This window comes from Aeromonas sp. 604282, assembly GCF_049170575.1.
Classification (GTDB): Bacteria; Pseudomonadota; Gammaproteobacteria; order Enterobacterales; family Aeromonadaceae; genus Aeromonas; species Aeromonas veronii_A.
Window position 1 is genome coordinate 310,640 of the sequence record NZ_JAAKMV010000001.1, and the last position, 17,172, is coordinate 327,811.

The 17,172-nt window shown below is 59.0% G+C and carries 14 protein-coding genes; 11 read left to right on the plus strand and 3 right to left on the minus strand.

From position 1 onward, the window contains the following. Positions 1–29: 29 nt before the first annotated feature. Both fadJ and fadI read right to left on the minus strand, forming a co-directional pair. A complete protein-coding gene (gene fadJ / locus G5367_RS01365) occupies positions 30–2,177 on the minus strand; it encodes a fatty acid oxidation complex subunit alpha FadJ (protein WP_421243785.1) in 2,148 nt (715 codons plus the stop codon). Further along, complete coding sequence (gene fadI / locus G5367_RS01370) at positions 2,177–3,487, minus strand: acetyl-CoA C-acyltransferase FadI (RefSeq protein ID WP_421243615.1); 1,311 nt, start codon at positions 3,485–3,487, stop codon at positions 2,177–2,179. Before fadI ends, fadJ begins: the two co-directional genes overlap by 1 nt. A 182-nt stretch (positions 3,488–3,669) precedes the next feature. On the opposite strand from fadI, the gene G5367_RS01375 reads away from it, so the two are divergent. From G5367_RS01375 to G5367_RS01425, 11 genes are all read left to right on the plus strand, one after another. After that, on the plus strand, positions 3,670–4,620 hold the full coding sequence (locus G5367_RS01375; protein ID WP_421243616.1) for an AAA family ATPase: 951 nt from the start codon (positions 3,670–3,672) through the stop codon (positions 4,618–4,620). Then, positions 4,611–5,513: a DUF58 domain-containing protein gene (locus G5367_RS01380; RefSeq protein WP_421243617.1), complete on the plus strand. Its 903-nt coding sequence runs from the start codon at positions 4,611–4,613 to the stop codon at positions 5,511–5,513. Before G5367_RS01375 ends, G5367_RS01380 begins: the two co-directional genes overlap by 10 nt. Next, a complete protein-coding gene (locus G5367_RS01385) occupies positions 5,498–6,037 on the plus strand; it encodes a DUF4381 domain-containing protein (RefSeq protein ID WP_421243618.1) in 540 nt (179 codons plus the stop codon). Before G5367_RS01380 ends, G5367_RS01385 begins: the two co-directional genes overlap by 16 nt. Then, the gene (locus G5367_RS01390) at positions 6,034–7,026 is read left to right on the plus strand and encodes a VWA domain-containing protein (RefSeq protein WP_421243619.1); all 993 of its coding nucleotides are present in this window, start codon (positions 6,034–6,036) and stop codon (positions 7,024–7,026) included. The genes G5367_RS01385 and G5367_RS01390 overlap by 4 nt, the downstream gene beginning before the upstream one ends. Next, a complete protein-coding gene (locus G5367_RS01395; protein ID WP_421293788.1) occupies positions 7,017–8,468 on the plus strand; it encodes a VWA domain-containing protein in 1,452 nt (483 codons plus the stop codon). Before G5367_RS01390 ends, G5367_RS01395 begins: the two co-directional genes overlap by 10 nt. A 20-nt stretch (positions 8,469–8,488) precedes the next feature. Next, on the plus strand, positions 8,489–9,976 hold the full coding sequence (locus G5367_RS01400) for a hypothetical protein (protein WP_421243786.1): 1,488 nt from the start codon (positions 8,489–8,491) through the stop codon (positions 9,974–9,976). Positions 9,977–10,013: 37 nt separating this feature from the next. Continuing rightward, positions 10,014–10,613: a sigma-70 family RNA polymerase sigma factor gene (locus G5367_RS01405; protein ID WP_421243621.1), complete on the plus strand. Its 600-nt coding sequence runs from the start codon at positions 10,014–10,016 to the stop codon at positions 10,611–10,613. Continuing rightward, positions 10,606–11,385 carry a DUF3379 domain-containing protein gene (locus G5367_RS01410; RefSeq protein ID WP_064341244.1) on the plus strand — a complete coding sequence of 260 codons (780 nt, stop codon included), beginning with the start codon at positions 10,606–10,608 and terminating at the stop codon, positions 11,383–11,385. Before G5367_RS01405 ends, G5367_RS01410 begins: the two co-directional genes overlap by 8 nt. 402 nt (positions 11,386–11,787) lie before the next feature. Further along, the gene (locus G5367_RS01415) at positions 11,788–13,071 is read left to right on the plus strand and encodes an outer membrane protein transport protein (protein ID WP_216978735.1); all 1,284 of its coding nucleotides are present in this window, start codon (positions 11,788–11,790) and stop codon (positions 13,069–13,071) included. 251 nt (positions 13,072–13,322) lie between these two features. Then, a complete protein-coding gene (locus G5367_RS01420; protein WP_216978734.1) occupies positions 13,323–14,579 on the plus strand; it encodes an OmpP1/FadL family transporter in 1,257 nt (418 codons plus the stop codon). A 116-nt stretch (positions 14,580–14,695) separates the two neighbouring features. After that, positions 14,696–15,919 (plus strand): EAL and HDOD domain-containing protein, encoded by a 1,224-nt coding sequence (locus tag G5367_RS01425; RefSeq protein WP_005345291.1) that lies wholly within the window; start codon positions 14,696–14,698, stop codon positions 15,917–15,919. On the opposite strand, the gene G5367_RS01430 is transcribed toward G5367_RS01425, so the two are convergent. Next, on the minus strand, positions 15,916–17,091 hold the full coding sequence (locus G5367_RS01430; protein WP_421243622.1) for a thiolase family protein: 1,176 nt from the start codon (positions 17,089–17,091) through the stop codon (positions 15,916–15,918). The two genes, G5367_RS01425 and G5367_RS01430, sit on opposite strands and share 4 nt — an antisense overlap. Positions 17,092–17,172: the final 81 nt, after the last annotated feature.

Genomic DNA, 17,172 nt, shown 5'->3' on the forward strand with positions numbered 1-17,172 from the left:
TTTGCCTTGCGGTCATTCTGCTGCGATTATCAGTAGAAGGTCTGCTGCTCTGCCGCCATCGCCTTGAGACGGGCACAGGGAGCAAACCGGTCGCCGTGGCGCTTCTGGTAATACTCCAGACGGCCAACCAGATGATCGATCCCGAGGGTGTCCATATAACGGAACGGGCCGCCAAGGAAAGGCGGGAAACCGATGCCGAAGATGGCGCCGATATCGCCATCACGGGCAGACGCCACCACACCGCTATCCAGCGCCATGGCCGCTTCGTTGAGCATCAGCAACACGCAACGCTCGGCGATCTCCTGACGAGCCAGCTTGGCAGACGGCTTGATGCCGAGCACGCCATAGACGCTCTCGTCCACCGTCTTCTTGCCCTCTTTGCCAGTCAGCTTGTTGCGCGGTGCCGCCTTGCCATAGAGGTAGAAGCCCTTGCCGTTCTTGCGTCCCTTGCGATCATTTTGCAGCAGCTTGTCGAACGCCTTGGGCGCCTGGAACTGCTCGCCGCCCAGCTCTTTCTCGAGAATGGGGGAGATCTTGGCGCCCACATCGATCCCCACCTCGTCCAGCAAGGTGATGGGGCCAACCGGGAAGCCAAAGTCCAGCAACGCGCTATCCAGCACCTCCACCGGCTCCCCTTCCAGCACCAGTCGCGCCGCCTCATTCATGTAGGGGGCAAGGATGCGGTTGACGTAGAAACCGGCTTCGTCCTTCACCACGATGGGCGTTTTGCCCTGGGCGCGGGCAAAAGCCAGGGTAGTAGCGACCGTCTCGGCACTGGTGCCAGCGTGGGGGATGATCTCCGCCAGCGGCATCTTGTCCACCGGGCTGAAGTAGTGCAGCCCCACGACTCGCTCCGGGTGCGCCGCCTCTGCCGCAATCTGGTTGATGGGCAAGGAAGAGGTGTTGGAGGCAAACACTGTGTGCTCACCACACTCGCGCTCCACGTCTTTCACCATCTGGTGTTTGAGATTGAGATCTTCAAACACCGCCTCCACCACTATGTCCACCCGGTGAAAACCGGAGTAGTCGAGGGTGCCGGTCAGCAGGCTCATCTGCTTTTCCAGCTCGCTGCGCAGGATGTGACGGCGCTTGAGCTTCTTGGCCAGAATGTCATAGCTGTAGCGCATGGCATTGCCGATCCCGGCACTTGCCACATCCTTGATCCGCACCGGCACGCCCGCCTTGGTAGCGGTGACGAACGCGATGCCGCCCCCCATCAGACCACCGCCCAGCACGGCGGCATGGGCCACCTTGCGCGGCTCGGCCCCCTGATAGGTGACCTCTTTCTTCATCTCGGTGGTGGCAAAGAAGATGGAACGCAGGGCGGCAGACTCAGCAGTCATCACCAGCTCGCCAAAGTGGCGGGATTCAGCGGCCAGACCGGCCTTCATCCCCTCCTCCACGCCGATGCGCACAACATCCAGGATCCGCTCCGGCGCCGGATAGTTGCCGCGGGTCTTGGCTTTCACCCCCTTGCTGGCCTGATCAAACAACACCTTGCGGCCCAGCTTGTTGGTCTCCAGCACCTTGCCCTGCAGATCCCGTTTCAACTGATGGCGCGGTTTGCCCTTCTTGGCCAGCTTGATGGCAGCATCCAGCAAGATTGACGGCGGCACCACATCGTCCACCAGCCCCAGTTTTTTGGCTTGTTTGGCCCGGACCTGCTTGCCGGTCAGCATCAGATCCAGCGCCTTGGCCACCCCGATGAGGCGCGGCAGACGCTGGGTACCGCCAGAGCCCGGCAGCAGACCGAGCTGCACTTCCGGCAATCCCAGCACAGATTTTCCGTGATCGGTCACCACCCGACCATGACAGGCCAGCGCCAGCTCCAACCCACCACCGAGGCAGGGGCCATGAATGGCGGCGATCACCGGAATGGTCAGCCCCTCGATCTCGGCAAAGATCTCCTGCCCTTCCCGCGACAGGGTCTCGGCATCCTTGGCACTGGTGCAGGCGGCCAGCATGGTGATATCAGCACCGGCGATGAAGGAGTCCTTCTTGCCGGAGGTGATCACCAGACCGATCAAATCCTTGTTGCGTTTCACCTCTGCCAGTACGGAGCGGATCTCCTCGACAAAGGCGGCCTTGAGGGTATTCATGCTCTCGCCCGGCACATCCATGGTGAGGATGCCGATGCCATCTTTGCGAACATCCAGGGAAAAAGTCTTAACGCTCATCATTCAACCTCCAACACCATAGCCACGCCCAATCCACCCGCCGCGCAGGCTGTGTTGAGCCCCAATCCCCCGCCGCGACGACGCAGCTCGTGCAGGGTCTGGGTGATCATCCGCGCACCGGTCGCGGCAAAGGGGTGGCCATAGGCCAGCGAACCACCGAGGACGTTGAACTTCTCCATGTCCACCTCGCCGATGGCCTGATCGCGACCCAGCTTGTCACGGGCAAACTCGTGGCTGGCAAACATCTTGAGGTTGGCCAGCGTCTGGGCGGCAAAGGCTTCGTGCATGTCGATCAGGGTCAGATCACCGAGCGTGATGCCGGCTCTGTCTAGCGCCAGCGGCGTGGCATAGGAGGGGCCCATCAGCATGTCTTGCCAGACATCGATGGCCGAGAAGGCGAAGCTGCGGATATAGCCAAGCGGTTCGAGGCCCAGCTCTTTCGCCCGACCTTCCCGCATCAGCAACACGGCAGCGGCGCCATCGGTCAGCGGCGTGGCGTTGGCTGCAGTGACTGTGCCATGAACCCGGTCAAACACCGGTTTGAGCTTGGAGTAGCTCGCGAGATCCGAGCTTTCACGGATATTGTTGTCCCGCTCCAGCGGTGACTTGTAAGGCGGTACATGAGCGGTAAACACCTCGCCGCTGAGCTTGCCATCAGCCCAAGCCTGCGCGGCCAGGGTGTGGGAGCGATGAGCCAGCGCATCTTGCGCCTCGCGGTTGATCTGGTGGCTCTTGGCCATCTGCTCGGCGGTCTGCCCCATGGAGAGGCCAGTAGAGTATTCCGCCACCGCAGGCGGCACCGGCAGCAGATCCTTGATCCTCAATGTCCGCAGAATATTGAAGCGCTGCTGCAGATTGCGCGCCTTGTTGAGATCCACCAGGGCGCGGGCCAGCTTCTTGCTCACTCCGATAGGCAGTACGGAGGAGGAGTCAGCACCGCCGGCGATGGCGATGTCTACGGTACCGGCCATGATGGATTCGGTGACGTTGGCCACCGCCTGAAAACTGGTGGCGCAAGCGCGGGAGACGCTATAGGCATCGGTATTGACGCTCATGCCGGTACCGAGCACGATCTCGCGGGCAATGTTGGGGGCTTCCGGCATCTGAACCACCTGACCAAACACCAGCTGGTCGATAAGCTTGGGATCGAGATCGGTACGGGCGAGCATCTCGCTCACCACCAGTTTGCCGAGATCGACTGCAGGCACGCCATGAAAGGCGGTAGCCTGCTTGGCAAAGGGGGTACGCAGCCCCGCCACGACGGCAATCCGTTCGCCCTGGCGAGTCGTCAGTTTCAATGGCTGTTTCATCCTGGCTCCTTGGTTTAAAAGGCAGAGGTCTGACCTCATTGCGCCACATCTTAACAATCCAATCACAAGTTTCATACAGCTGATTGAAACTAAATTAAGCACGGCAAGGCCCCTTTGCTCGCCCTTGGGGAGCAACTGGAGTATAAAAAGATCAACTTCCATAAAAACAACGGGTTTATCGCATGGCAGCGGCCGAGTTCAGAGCACTTAGGGACTATCTTGGCAGTCAGATCCTGGGGCAGGAGGAGCTAATAGAAGGGCTCCTGATTGCACTGTTATGTGAAGGACATGTGTTAATCGAAGGGGCTCCCGGGCTGGCCAAAACCCGCGCCGTCAAGGCGCTCGCTGGCGCCGTCGAAGGGCGCTTTGCCCGTATCCAGTTCACCCCCGACCTGCTTCCCGCGGATCTCACCGGCAGCGAGGTGTTTCACCCGCAGGATACCAGTTTTGTATTCCAGCCAGGCCCCCTCTTCAACCATCTGGTGCTGGCGGACGAGATCAACAGGGCGCCGGCCAAAGTGCAATCAGCGCTGCTGGAAGCCATGGCCGAACACCAGATCACCGTGGGCAAAAAGAGCTGGCGGCTGCCGCCCCTCTTTATGGTCGCCGCCACCCAGAACCCTATCGAGCAGGAGGGAACCTATCCCCTGCCGGAGGCCCAGCTCGACCGCTTTCTGCTCAAGCTGATGGTGGATTACCCGAGCCCCACCATGGAGCTCGCCATCTTGCAGCTCAACGCCAGCGGCGAACAGCTTGGCGCGGCACCAGTGACCCTGAGTCAGACCAGCTTGCAGCGTGCCCGCAGCGAAGTGCTGGCGGTGACCATGCAAAGCCGACTGGAGCACTATCTGGTGGAGCTGGTCTGCGCCACTCGCCCGGGCAGTGGTCTTTGCCCTGCCCTTGAGCCATTGATTGCCGTGGGGGCCAGCCCTCGGGCTACGCTGGGGCTGGCTCGCTCCGCCCGCGCCCGAGCCTGGCTTGCCGGACGAGATTATGTGCTGCCGGAAGATATCCAGCTGCAAGCCTATCCGGTGCTGCGCCATCGCCTTATTCCCAGCTATCAGGCACTGGCCGACAATCTGGATAACGACATCCTGATCGCCCAACTGCTGGATCAGGTGCCATGTCCCTAGCGCCGGACCTCCATCCCGATATCGCCCTGTCGCTGCCACGGCTGCTCAATATCCGGCTCTGGGCGAAAGCCAAGAAGCCACCTAACTTAGGCCGAATCAATAGCGAACGCGGCAAACTTGGCCGCTCTCCCGGACTCACGTTTCGCGAGCTGCGCGCCTATCAGGCGGGTGACGAGGTACGCCATATCGACTGGCGAGTGACGGCGCGCCTCGGTCGTCCCTATACCCGCCTCTATAGCGAGGAGCTGGATCAGGCGCACTGGCTGCTGCTTGATCTCTCCCCCGCCATGTATTTCGGCTCCACACGGCAGCTCAAGGCGCGTCTGGGATGCGAGCTGGCAGCAGCCCTGATCTGGCAAGGGGAGAAGCAGCACAACACCCTGATCTGCCACGGGCTTATCCCAAATCACCAGAGCCAGCGCGGCAGCGTGCTGCCCCTGCTCGAATCCCTCTGCCATCACTACCAGCAAGGGCTGGCACGTCGGGTACTATCCCATTCACTGGCCGACACCTTGGCCAGCGTGAAGCTGCCCCATGGTGCCAAACTGACGCTGATCACCGACCACAGACCCTGTGAGTCAGCGCTCTGTCAGCAGTTGCAGCTGCTCTCCCGCCGCCACGATATCCACTATTGGCAGATCCGCGATCCCCTTGAGGCTGCCCTTCCCCCTGACGGCCAGCTGCCGGTGGCCATCGATCGGCCAGCCCAGCACTATCAGGGCTGGCTGGATGGGGGCCATGCCGGTTTCTCCCGCCGCTACCAGCAAGCTGCCGAACAGCAGCTGGCCCATGGCAAGCAGCTGTTGCTGCCGCTGGTGCAGCGCCTCTATCTGCTCGATAACAGCCAGACGCTGCAACAGCAGTGGCAGGAGGGGTTATGTCATCAGGGATGAGCTCGCCCACCGAACTCGACAGCGCCAGTCCCGCCTCCGAGGCCATCACTCCGCCGCTGGCCGCCCTGATGCGCGACATCCACCCGGGGCCGGATCTGATTGAACAGAGTCTTGACCCCAGAGTGCAGGCGCTATTGTGGCTATTGATCACAGCGTTATTACTGCTGCTGATCGCCCTGATTGCCAAGAGGGTGATACGTTACCGCCGCTGGTGTCGTCAGCTGGAGGGAGATCCGGCACTGCTGGTGGCACGCATACAGGAGGCCCTGCGTCATGAAGTACTGCAACGCTGGCCCGAGGCGCGCCAGCTTCAGGGAGAGGCGTGGCTCGCCTTCGTCGATCGTCACGGTGGCAGCGATTTCAGCCAGTTCTCGTCTCACTGGAGCAGTTGGCTCTATGGCAGCCAGAACCCGACTCGCGAGCAGAGCGAACAGCTTCGGCAACATTATCGCCGCTGGGGTAAGAGCCTCTTCTTGCAACGCTATCCCCGCTTGAAGCGTAAAGCTGCGCGGAGGCAGCCATGATCCTGGCCTGGCCCTGGTTTGCGCTGGCGCTGGTGCTGCCCTTGCTGGTGCGCTTCGGCTTGCCACCCCTGCGCCGCGGTTATCTGGCTCATCCCGGGTTTGCGCTGCTGCGCCCTCAGGCCGGATTGCCGCTCTGGCGCGCCATGCTGCTCTGGTGCGCTCTTATTCTCGCCCTCTGCCGCCCCCAGTGGTGGGGGGAACCGGTTATCCAATATGAAGGGAGTCGGGATCTGCTGCTGGCAGTGGATCTGTCAGACAGTATGCGCACCCCTGATATGCTCGATAACGGCGAGCAGCAAGCTCGGTTGACGGCGGTGCGCCAGCAGATCAAGGAGCTGATCGCCAAACGGGCCGGAGACAGGGTGGGCCTCATCGTATTTGCCGATCACGCCTACCTGCTCTCTCCCCTCACCCAGGAGATTCCGGCGCTGTTGACCTTGAGCGACGAGCTCGATTTTGATCTGGTCGGCCGAACCACCGCCCTTGGCGAGGCGATCCAGCTGGCACGTCAGCATGGGAATCCTGGTCGCCCCACCGCCCTGCTGCTGGTCACTGATGGCCGCAATACCGCAGGCAATGCCGACCCGCTGCAGGAGGCCAAACTCGCCGCAGCGCAGGGAATACGGATCTACACGCTGGGGGTCGGTGCCGATCCCGATACTTTTATCCAACCCTACGATGAGGTGGGCAGCGGTCAGGCCGATCCCAGCAGCGAACTGGACGAGCCGCTCCTGAAAGAGCTGGCCCAGACAGGCCAGGGTCGTTACTTTCGGGCACGCACCCAAAGCGATCTCGATGCCATCAACGCGACTCTCAATGCCCTTGAACCTGCCCCAATGCCGATTGCCCAGTACCAGCCGGTGATCGAGCTCTACCCCTGGCCGTTGGCACTGCTTTGTGGCTTGCTGCTTCTGCCATCAGGGCAAGGCAGACTGGAGTTTCGCATGGTGCGTAACTGGCTGGCACAAGGCGCGCGCAGATGGAGCTGATCTTGCTCCGCCCCCTGTGGCTGATCGCACTCATCCCCTGGCTCTGGCAAGGGTGGCGCCGTCGTCGCCAGCCCCCGCTGCTCGCACCTGCGATGCAGGCTTATCTGCTGCCAGCATCCCGTCCTCAACGCCCCTGGCTTTGGTTGGCAACCCTGCCCGTCATTTTGGCTCTGAGCGGACCGGCACTGCGCGGTGAGCTGCAACAGCAGCCTGCAGCACCGCTAGATATCTGGCTACTGGACTTGTCACGCTCGATGACCGCCACCGATCTCAAACCGGATCGGGCAACCCGGGTCAGATGGCAATTACAGCAGCTGCTGAGCCGCGCCAAGGGCGAGCGCATTGCGCTGATCCTCTACGCAGGCGACGCCTACCTCGCCATGCCGCCAACCCGGGATCATCAGGCCCTTTCGCTGCTACTGCCCGACTTGCGCCCCGATATCATGCCGCTGCAGGGCAGCAACCCGGCACGGGCTGTGGCACTTGCCATGAAGCAGCTGGCCCCCGGTGAGCAGGCCCGTCTACTGCTGATCACCGACGACCTCACCCAGAATCAGATGGCCCAAATCGCTGCTCTGTGGCCCTGCCAACAACGCCTTCTCTGCCGCGACACCCAGTCGGCACGCCTCGATATTCTGCTCGCCAGCAGTGGTCAACCGGCCCCCATGCCCGCCATTCCGGCCAATGAGTTGGGGTTTGCCACCCGCATGCCCGCGCAGTTGCCCGTCCCCGATAGTCAGGCCATTGCCGCTCTGGCCAACCGTCTCGGCGGTGAGCTGCAGTGGCTTGGCAGCGATGTCCCCCGCTTTGCACCGCTGCCCACCACTACCTCGGCCCTCACCCCGGCGCCACTGGATCTTGGCCCCTGGTTGCTGATCCCCTTGTTACCGCTCGCCTTGCTGGCCAGAGTCGGCGCCCGGTTGATGATGGCGCTGATGGTGGGAGCTCAGTTGCTTGCGCCACAAGATCTGCAAGCAGCAGAGAAGGGAGATCTGCAAGCGATGCAGGCTTATCAAGAGGGGGATTTTCAGCGGGCCGCCCGCACCTTCAACGGTCCCGTCTGGCGCGGCAACGCCTGGTATCGAGCCGGTGCCTATCGGCAAGCCATCGCAGCCTATCAGGAAGCAGCGAGTGCCACTGCCCACTACAACCGCGGTAATGCCCTGCTGCAACTGGGGGAGTTTGCCGCAGCCAAAGAGGCCTATCTGGCGGCCCTGGCGCTTGAACCCGGTCATGAAGATGCGCTCTATAACCTCTCTCTGTTACAGGGCGCAGCGGCGGCGGCTCCCGATACCAGCAACAGCAAGCAACCCGAACCATCGGCCGCTCAGCAGGCGACGGCAATGCCCCTGCCCCCCTCTCCCCCGGTGTTGCTGCTGGAACAGCGACTGCGCAAAGAGGCGCTGCGCCGGGATCTGATCAAGGTGGAGGAGCCCTGGTGACGCGGGCAGGATGGGGGCTGTTGCTCGCACTCGCGAGTCCACTTGGTTGGGCCCTGCCCCCCCGGGCAGAGCTGCTGCCGGGGGCCGACCCCAACGATTGGCTACTGATCATCGAAGCAGATGGCGAGCGCCAGAGCAACGAACTGGAGATCTCCCCCCTACTGCGCCAATTTGCAGTGGGCAGAGTGACCATGAGCCGGGTCACCACCCCGGTACAACAACTGACTCGCTGGCAGATCCCGCTGCACCAGAGCGACTCACCCGCTAATACAAAGGTGGTGATTGCCCCGCTCAAGCTGGGAAATGAGTTTACCCCCTCGCTCACCCTGCCATTGAGAGAGGTGAAAACAGCGGCGCTGCCGCAACCCGCTGCCCCCTCGCCCCTCGAGATGCAGGCTAGCCTTGAGCATCAGGGCCCGCTCTATCCCGGCCAGCCGGTGATCTACCGGCTGACACTGTGGCTACCTACCAGCATGCAAAACCCGGCCCTGAGCGAGCTCAGCTCTGCCCACTTTACCATCCGTCGCCTCGGTAGCGACGAGTGGATCGCCCCCGTTCAGGCTGGTCTACCCGGCCGGCTCACCCGCAGCTGGCTCGTTCAGGCAAAAGCGCCTGGGCTATGGCTCCTCGACTCACCCCGCTTGCAGGGGCAGCTCACGCAGCAAGGGAACAAGCCGCAAAAACTCTCGGCCCGCGCGGCACCGCTAGAGGTGAGGGTCGACAAAGCCCCCGCCACGCCGGTGGCCACCCGGCTGACCCTGAGCCAACGTCTTGAACCGGCCACCACGGGGGAAGTGGGTGAACCGCTGATCCGGATCCTCAGCCTGACCATGGAGAATGGTGACAGCGGTCAGATACAGCTTGCCCCCCTGATGGCCCATCAACTGCCAAGCGGCATACAGGCACATCCCGATGGCGAGCAACAGCAGGAGCGTTACCGCGATGGCAAGCTGCTGTTTGAGCGACAGTGGCGCCAGACTCTGGTCGCGGAGCAGAGCGGTGACTATCAGCTGCCCCCCATTGATCTGCCCTGGTTTAATACCCAAAGCGGCCGGATTGAGCAGGCCAGCCTGCCCGCCATCACGCTGACGTTTCAGGCAACAGCAAATCGGCAACCTGATGAGCAGACATCGCAGGTGGCACTGCGAGAGAGCCTTTGGTGGGTCGTGCTGGCCATAACACTGCGTGCGCTATGGCGCCGCAGCGCCCGCTGGCGAGCCTTCTATCAACTGCAACGTGCCCTTGCCCGACACCAGCCGGATGCCAGTCGCAAGGCACTGATCCTGTGGGCGACCTTGCGCTGGCAGGTCCCCTATTATCAATTAGGCCAGTTGCCTGACGCTGGGCATAATCGGGTCGGCAACGCGCTCGCCGCACTCGAGCGAGCCTGTTTTGCACGGCCCTCTTCTGCCCCTCCCATCGAGTGGCGCGCTCTGGCGCGTACCCTCAGGGCTGATGAAACCGCCGGTATTGCGCACCTGATTTACCTGCTGGCGCACGGGAGTTAGCGCTCCCGCCGCCACGCCCCCTGACAAGGATTGCCCTATGGCACTGCTGTTTTTTAGAAAAAAACGTGCTCAGCAGAATATTGGTGGAAATGATCCGGCCACTTCGCCGGTCTCTGATCCCATGGCTGACAAACAAACCAAATTTGAAGCACTGGTTCATGCGCTGCACGGCGATCTATACCGGTATGCCTACTGGCTGACCCGGGATCCCAACGTAGCGGAAGATCTGGTGCAAGAGACCTTCCTGCGTGCCTGGAAGGCTATCGACACCCTGCAGGATGACAAGGCGGCCAAGGGGTGGCTGATCACCATCCTCAGACGGGAGAACGCCCGCCGCTTTGAACGCAAACAGCTGGAACTGGTGGCTCTCGACGATCACCCTCAACCCCAGCACGATACGCTGCACAGTGAACAGGAGATGGAGAACGAGTGGTTGCACCGTCACATCGCCCGGTTGCCGGAGGAGTATCAGGAGCCACTGCTGCTGCAAGTCGTGGGAGGATTCAGTGGTGAGGAGATTGCCGAGATGCTCGGCCTCAACAAGAACACCGTCATGACCCGACTGTTTCGCGCCCGCAACCAGCTCAAGGAGGCGATGGAGCAGAAGAACCAAGCAAGAGGACACGGACATGGATGAACTCGAATTTCGCCGCAACGCCATGATCCAGCCCAACGATCAACAACCGGACTTTCTCAAAACCGCTGAAGCAAGCCAGGCCAATCGGAACTACCTCGACGAGATGAAGCAGTTCGACAGAAGCCTCAAGCGCGCCATGCAGGTAGAGGTTCCCGCCGGACTGGCCGAGCGGATCCTGCTCAGGCAAGCCATGCTGCAAGACAGTGATGCGCCAGATGATATGCCGCCATCCCGCCCCCTTGGCACGGCACCAGTCAAGCTCCGGACATCAACATCCTGGCGCCAGATCGCCCTGGCTGCATCGGTCGCCTTCCTGCTGGGAATGAGCACCCGCTGGATCACGCTGCCAGAAACGGCTCCTGCGGCCCTCTCCCTCGCACAGGTGGCGATGGCTCATGTCTATGGCGAAGAACCCTTTATTGAAGGTGTCGATGAGCAGGTCAATCTGCATAACATAAATGCCAAGATGGAGAAGTATGGCGCCACCTTAAGCGGGATGGATGGGCTCAAGGTGACCTATGTCAATCACTGCTCGTTTTATCAGGGACCAGCCTTGCACATGGTGATCCAGGGAAAGATGGGGCCAGTCACTCTCTTTTTAGTGCCCAAACATGTGCCATTAACCCTGCAACAGGCCACCTTTGAAGATGGCACCCTCAAAGGGGAGATAGTCCAGCTCAAAGGCGCCAATATGGTACTGATTGGCGAAATGAAAGAGCCACTTGCCCCCGTTGCCAACGCCCTGCAGTCACGTCTGCAGTGGGACATTTAACATCGCTGGTTAACAACCTCAGATCCATCCTCAATAGCAGGCGGCGGTCACGAGCCGCTGCCTGTTCCCTCCCTGATTACTCCCTTTTGTCACTCATTTGCCTCAAGATTTCGAAAAATTGACAAAATTATTTTTGTGACGGAGATCAGCAATCCAGGTCAATATTCCGCCTTTAGACCCTGAAAATGATGAATTAAACAGCAAGTTAAAACAAATGATTAACACATCGATCACTTTTATGTATTCTGCTGTCACTGGTCTGATTTCTTACCTCCTACCAGATCCATAGAATCACGCCAGAATTGATTGGGAAGAAGCTGAAATAAAAACGGATTTTGTCGAGGTTTGCATTGAACGTGCAGCCAATATCGGCAAAAAAATCTGCCTACAAGAGAGAACACCATGACGACAACTATTTTCAAGAAGAGCCTGATTGCCGCCACCATCGCGCTGGCCACCGGTCAAGTCCATGCCGCGGCATTCCAATTGAACGAGCACTCGGCCTCCGGTCTGGGTCGCGCCTATGCCGGCGAAGCGGCTATCGCCGACAACGCCTCCGTATTGTCCCGTAACCCTGCCGCCATGACCACCTTTGACAAGATGGCAGTTTCCGTCTCCGGTACCTACATCAAACCGGACGTAGATGTTAATGGCAGCGTTGGTACTCCCTTTGGGCCAATTCCCGCCAGCGAATCAGGCATTGCTCCGGCAGCCTTCGTTCCTGCTGCTTACTTTATCCAGCCGCTGAATGACCAGTGGGCCTGGGGTATCGGGCTCTTCTCCAACTACGGGCTGTCTACCGAGTACTCCAAAACCTTCCCTGCTGGTGCAGGTGCTGGTGATACTGAGCTGATGACTCTCAATATCAACCCGAACATCGCCTATCGCATCAATGAACACTTCAGCGTCGGTGCAGGTATTAATGCTGTTTACGGTGCAGCCGAACTGAACCGCTATGCCGGTCTGCTGGGTCCGTTGAACCCGCCGAGTCAAGGCGGTCCGCTGGCAACGGATACTCGTCTGGCTCACCTGAAAGGCGACACCTGGGGTTTTGGCTGGAACGTAGGTACTCTGTACGAAGTCAATGAAAACAATCGCTTTGCGTTGACTTATCGCTCACAAGTCGATATGAGCTTTGATGGTGACTTCCAGGGACTCACTTCAGGGAACCGCGTTGTTGATGGCAATCTGAAACTGGATCTGCCTGCTCAAGCAGAGTTTGCCGGTTATCACCGTTTGAATCAGCAATTCGCCGTACATTACTCCGTGAACTGGACTGACTGGAGCGCATTCCAGGAGCTGAAAGCAACCAGTAACCAATGCGCTGGCGGCGTATGTCTGCAAAAGGACGAAAAGTTTAAAGACTCTACTCGTTACTCTATCGGTGGTACCTGGTATATCAACCCGGCTTGGGAAGCACGTATTGGTTTTGCATATGATAACAGTCCTATCGAACCGGAATATCGTAGCCTGAGTATCCCGGACTCCGACCGTGTCTGGTATAGCGCTGGCGCCACATACCATATCAACACCGATATGAGTGTTGATTTCGGCATGGCCTATCTGGATGGTAAAGAGGTTGATGTCAACGAGGGTCTGCGTAACCACTCAGACGCTCTGCGTTGGAAAGGTTCTTCCCACGGCAACGCCTTCCTCGCCTCAGCCCAGTTCAACATGAAGTTCTGATTACAGCTCACTCCAAAAGAGCGCCAACAGGCGCTCTTTTTTTATCCGAAAACCCATTTCAGCGCACACATGTAGCACACATGTGTTTATTTTTCCTTTTCAATCAATCTATTAGAGCACATCATTCCAGCATTTAATCTTGTTTTCTCCAGATAGATGCCATTGCCGTTGCCTTACTGGTCATACCATATAAAATCCTGCCCTCATTGATATGACCGATTAAACCTTCGGGTAACAGCAAGGACTTTTCCATGCATTCCATCCTCAAACCGTCCGCGATCGCCCTACTGGTGATCGCGGGTCAGACCCACGCAGCCGGATTCCAGCTAGCTGAACAATCCGCCACAGGCCTTGGACGCGCCTTTGCCGGTGAGGCAGCCATCGCGGATAACGCCAGTGTGCTCTCCCGCAATGCAGCAGCCATGACCCGCTTCGATCAGATGGCGCTGTCTGGCGGTGTCATCTATGTCAGTCCTGACGTCAATATTGAAGGTAACACCCGCTTGCCGACCCAAGCTGGTATCGTCACCTCGGATGCGAGTGCGCACGATATCGCGGCCGCAGCCTGGGTACCCAACGCCTATTTGATCATCCCGCTCAATGAACAGTGGCGCCTCGGCTTCTCGGCCACCTCTTACTACGGCCTTGGCATCAAGATGCCAGACAACTACAGCGCTGGGCACTTTGGTAATGTTTCCGATATCAAGACCATGGATCTGGGTACCTCACTTGCCTACCGCATCAATGAGATGTTGTCGGTGGGAGCCGGTATTTCAGCTATTCAGGGTGAGGGCGAAGTCGGCGGCACCTTCCCCTCGCGCAACCTGATAGCAAAGCATCTGCAAGGAGATGGCTGGGCATGGGGCTGGAATGTCGGCGCGTTGCTGGAACTATCCAAACAGACCCGGATTGGCCTCTCATACCGCCACGATGTCAACTTGACACTCTCGGGTGACGCCATCATTGGCCTGCCCAGCGGCAAAGAACTCAGAGACACAGGTTCTCTGGATCTTCCGCTACCGGCAACGGCAGAGCTTGCAGCATTTCATCAGCTGACTGAAAAACTGGCTATTCATGGCAGCCTGAACTGGACCAACTGGAGCAAATTTGTCCAGCTGGAAGCAGATCTGGATACACTGCCCAACATGCATATCAAGGATGAACACTGGGAAGATAGCTGGCGCTATGCGATCGGGATGACCTATCAACTCACTCCACAGTGGCAACTGCGATCAGGAGTAGCTTACGATGCGAGCCCTGTACCAGCAGATCGCCGTACCATCTCCATTCCGGATGCAGACCGAATTTGGTACAGCCTGGGGATGGGTTATCAATTCACCCCCAACCTGACCATGGATCTGGGGCTGACCCTGATCGATGGCAAGAAGGTTGATGTTACTGAAAAAATGGCTTTGCAACCTGGCAACCCGCAGAGTATTTCCACCTTCCAAGGGACATCCGAGGGAGATGCCTGGCTGGCTGGCGCCCAATTGAGTTATCTCTTCTAAATTCCTTCCCTGCAGAAAAACGCTATGCCAATTATTGCCTTACCGAACAGGGTCAAAACTGGCATAGTGTTCCGCAACACCATAAAATCAACCCAGTACCTTTACTGGAGCAAGGCATGTATTCCTACGTAGCAAGACAGCCGATCCTCGACAGAGACCTCAATACCCATGCCTATGAGCTGCTCTTTCGCGATAGTCTGAATAATGTCTTCCCGAGTATCTCCTCCCAGCAGGCGACGTCACGCCTGGTGGTTGAACAGTTTCTGCAACAAAATATCGATCAGCTGTTGGGGGGCCGCCCCTGCTTTATCAATTTTCCCCACTCACTGCTGCTGGAGGGATTGGCAGAGTGCCTGCCGCCCGAAAAAGTGGTGATTGAGATCCTGGAAGATTCTCCACCGGATGATGCCCTGCTGGAAAAGGTGAAACAGCTGCACAAGCTGGGTTATCAGCTGGCCCTCGATGACTTCACCATGTCGCCGGATTGGGAGCGCTTCCTCCCCTTTATTCACATCATTAAGTTTGATCTTCGCGCTACCCCCCTGCTGCAGATCAAGGTGTTTATCCAACGTCATCAAACGCTGGGGCTCACCTATCTGGCGGAAAAAGTAGAGGACAAGGCTGAGTTCGAACGGGTCAAACAGCTGGGGATCCAGCTGTTCCAAGGCTTTTTCTTCAGTCGACCCGAGATGGTCAAGCAAGCTACCATGGAGCCGGCTCAGGTCGTAGTGATGCAGTTGCTCAACGTGGTCAACGAGGCAGAGCCTGATATCAACAAGATTGAGCAACTACTCGGTCAGGATATCTCTTTATCACTCAAGCTGCTGCGCTACGTTAACCATCTCAAAGGTCACACCAACCCTATTTCGTCATTTCGCCAGGCTGCCATCTATCTGGGCAACACCCAGCTAAAGCGCTTTGTCTCGCTGGTGGCGGCGACCAGCGCTGGCAAAGGCAAGAGCGCCGAGCTTTACCAGATGTCGATGATCCGTGCCCGCTTCTGTGAGCTGCTGGCTCATGCCCATGCCCCGAGCCAGCAGGCACAACAGGCATTTATTACCGGCCTCTTTTCCCTGCTGGACGTGCTGATGGAGCAGCCGATGGACAAGCTGCTCGGCACTATTCCCCTTATCGACGATATTCGGCTGGCGCTACTGGAACGCAAAGGCAATCTCGGTTTCTACCTCGCGTTTTGTGAAGATTACGAAAATGCCAACTGGTCAAGAGTCACGGCCAGAACCGCAAAGTTAGGGCTCAACGAGGATAAGGTGAGTCACCTCTATCTGGCCGCCACCACCTGGGTCAACGAACAGCTGCTGGCGATGGAAGCCACCAATTAATTCGTCTCGTCATTCACCTCGACCGCGATAGCGGTCGCCTCACCACCACCGATACAGAGGGCGGCCACTCCCCTCCGTAAATCCCGTTGCTGCAGCGCGGCAATGAGCGTCACCAGAATGCGCGCGCCACTCGCCCCCAGGGGATGACCGAGGGCACAAGCCCCCCCATGCACATTGACCTTGTGATGAGGAATACCGACCCCGTTCATGGCCAGCATGGTGACCATGGCAAAAGCCTCGTTGATCTCGAACAGATCGACCTCTTCCACCGACCATGCCAAACGCGCCAGCAGCCGTGAAATGGCACCAATGGGCGCGGAGGTAAATTCTGCGGGCAATGCCGCGTGGCTCTGATAAGCGACAATCCGTGCCAGCACTGGTACCTGCCAGGCTTTAGCCGTGGCACCATCCATCAATATCAGCGCCGCCGCGCCGTCCGAGATGGAGCTCGAATTAGCCGCCGTGATGGTGCCCTCCTTGCCAAACGCTGGCTTCAGGGTCGGGATCTTCTCCGGTCTGCCCTTGCCCGGTTGTTCGTCCTCGGCCAGCAACAGACGCTCACCGCGATAGACACTTGTCAATTCGGACACAAACGCACCGGATTGCTGTGCGTTGCGCGCACGCTGCAGCGATGCCAGGGCAAACTCATCCATAGCACGGCGAGTCAAACCGGCCTGATCGGCACTGCGCTGGGCATGTATCCCCATTAACTGGCCATCATAGGCATCTTGCAAACCATCGAGGAAGAGGTGATCCAGCACCTGTTGATGCCCCATCCGAAAGCCGCTGCGCGCATTATCCAGTAGATAGGGAGCACGACTCATGCTCTCCATCCCTCCCGCCACCACCACTCTGTTGTCGCCAAGACGGATGGTATCAGCCGCCAGCATCACTGCTTTCATGCCAGAGCCGCACACCTTGTTGATCGTGGTAGCGGGCACTCCATGTGGCAGCCCTGCTTTCAACAATGCCTGCCTGGCGGGCGCCTGCCCCACGCCCGCCGCCAGCACATTGCCCATAAACACTTCATTAACAAGCTCCTTACGAAGCCCACTTTGCTGTAGTGCAGCCTCAATGGCACAGGCTCCCAACTCAGGCGCGGTCACCTCTGCCAATGCCCCCTGAAACGCCCCCATCGGAGTCCGTTTTGCCGCCACAATTGCAATATCCATTTGCCTACCTCTGTTTGTTACATGGCCATAACATAGGGGTTCTGACGCGATGGAACAAGAGTTGCAGTGCAGTTTACGTTT

Excerpts from the sequence above, each read along its gene's own strand:
- G5367_RS01380 (WP_421243617.1), top strand. The coding sequence starts at position 4,611 with ATGTCCCTAGCGCCGGACCTCCATCCCGATATCGCCCTGTCGCTGCCA.
- G5367_RS01375 (WP_421243616.1), top strand. The coding sequence starts at position 3,670 with ATGGCAGCGGCCGAGTTCAGAGCACTTAGGGACTATCTTGGCAGTCAG.
- G5367_RS01425 (WP_005345291.1), top strand. The coding sequence starts at position 14,696 with ATGTATTCCTACGTAGCAAGACAGCCGATCCTCGACAGAGACCTCAAT.
- G5367_RS01385 (WP_421243618.1), top strand. The coding sequence starts at position 5,498 with ATGTCATCAGGGATGAGCTCGCCCACCGAACTCGACAGCGCCAGTCCC.
- fadI (WP_421243615.1), bottom strand. The coding sequence starts at position 3,487 with ATGAAACAGCCATTGAAACTGACGACTCGCCAGGGCGAACGGATTGCC.
- G5367_RS01405 (WP_421243621.1), top strand. The coding sequence starts at position 10,014 with ATGGCACTGCTGTTTTTTAGAAAAAAACGTGCTCAGCAGAATATTGGT.
- G5367_RS01430 (WP_421243622.1), bottom strand. The coding sequence starts at position 17,091 with ATGGATATTGCAATTGTGGCGGCAAAACGGACTCCGATGGGGGCGTTT.
- G5367_RS01420 (WP_216978734.1), top strand. The coding sequence starts at position 13,323 with ATGCATTCCATCCTCAAACCGTCCGCGATCGCCCTACTGGTGATCGCG.
- fadJ (WP_421243785.1), bottom strand. The coding sequence starts at position 2,177 with ATGAGCGTTAAGACTTTTTCCCTGGATGTTCGCAAAGATGGCATCGGC.
- G5367_RS01415 (WP_216978735.1), top strand. The coding sequence starts at position 11,788 with ATGACGACAACTATTTTCAAGAAGAGCCTGATTGCCGCCACCATCGCG.
- G5367_RS01410 (WP_064341244.1), top strand. The coding sequence starts at position 10,606 with ATGGATGAACTCGAATTTCGCCGCAACGCCATGATCCAGCCCAACGAT.
- G5367_RS01390 (WP_421243619.1), top strand. The coding sequence starts at position 6,034 with ATGATCCTGGCCTGGCCCTGGTTTGCGCTGGCGCTGGTGCTGCCCTTG.
- G5367_RS01395 (WP_421293788.1), top strand. The coding sequence starts at position 7,017 with ATGGAGCTGATCTTGCTCCGCCCCCTGTGGCTGATCGCACTCATCCCC.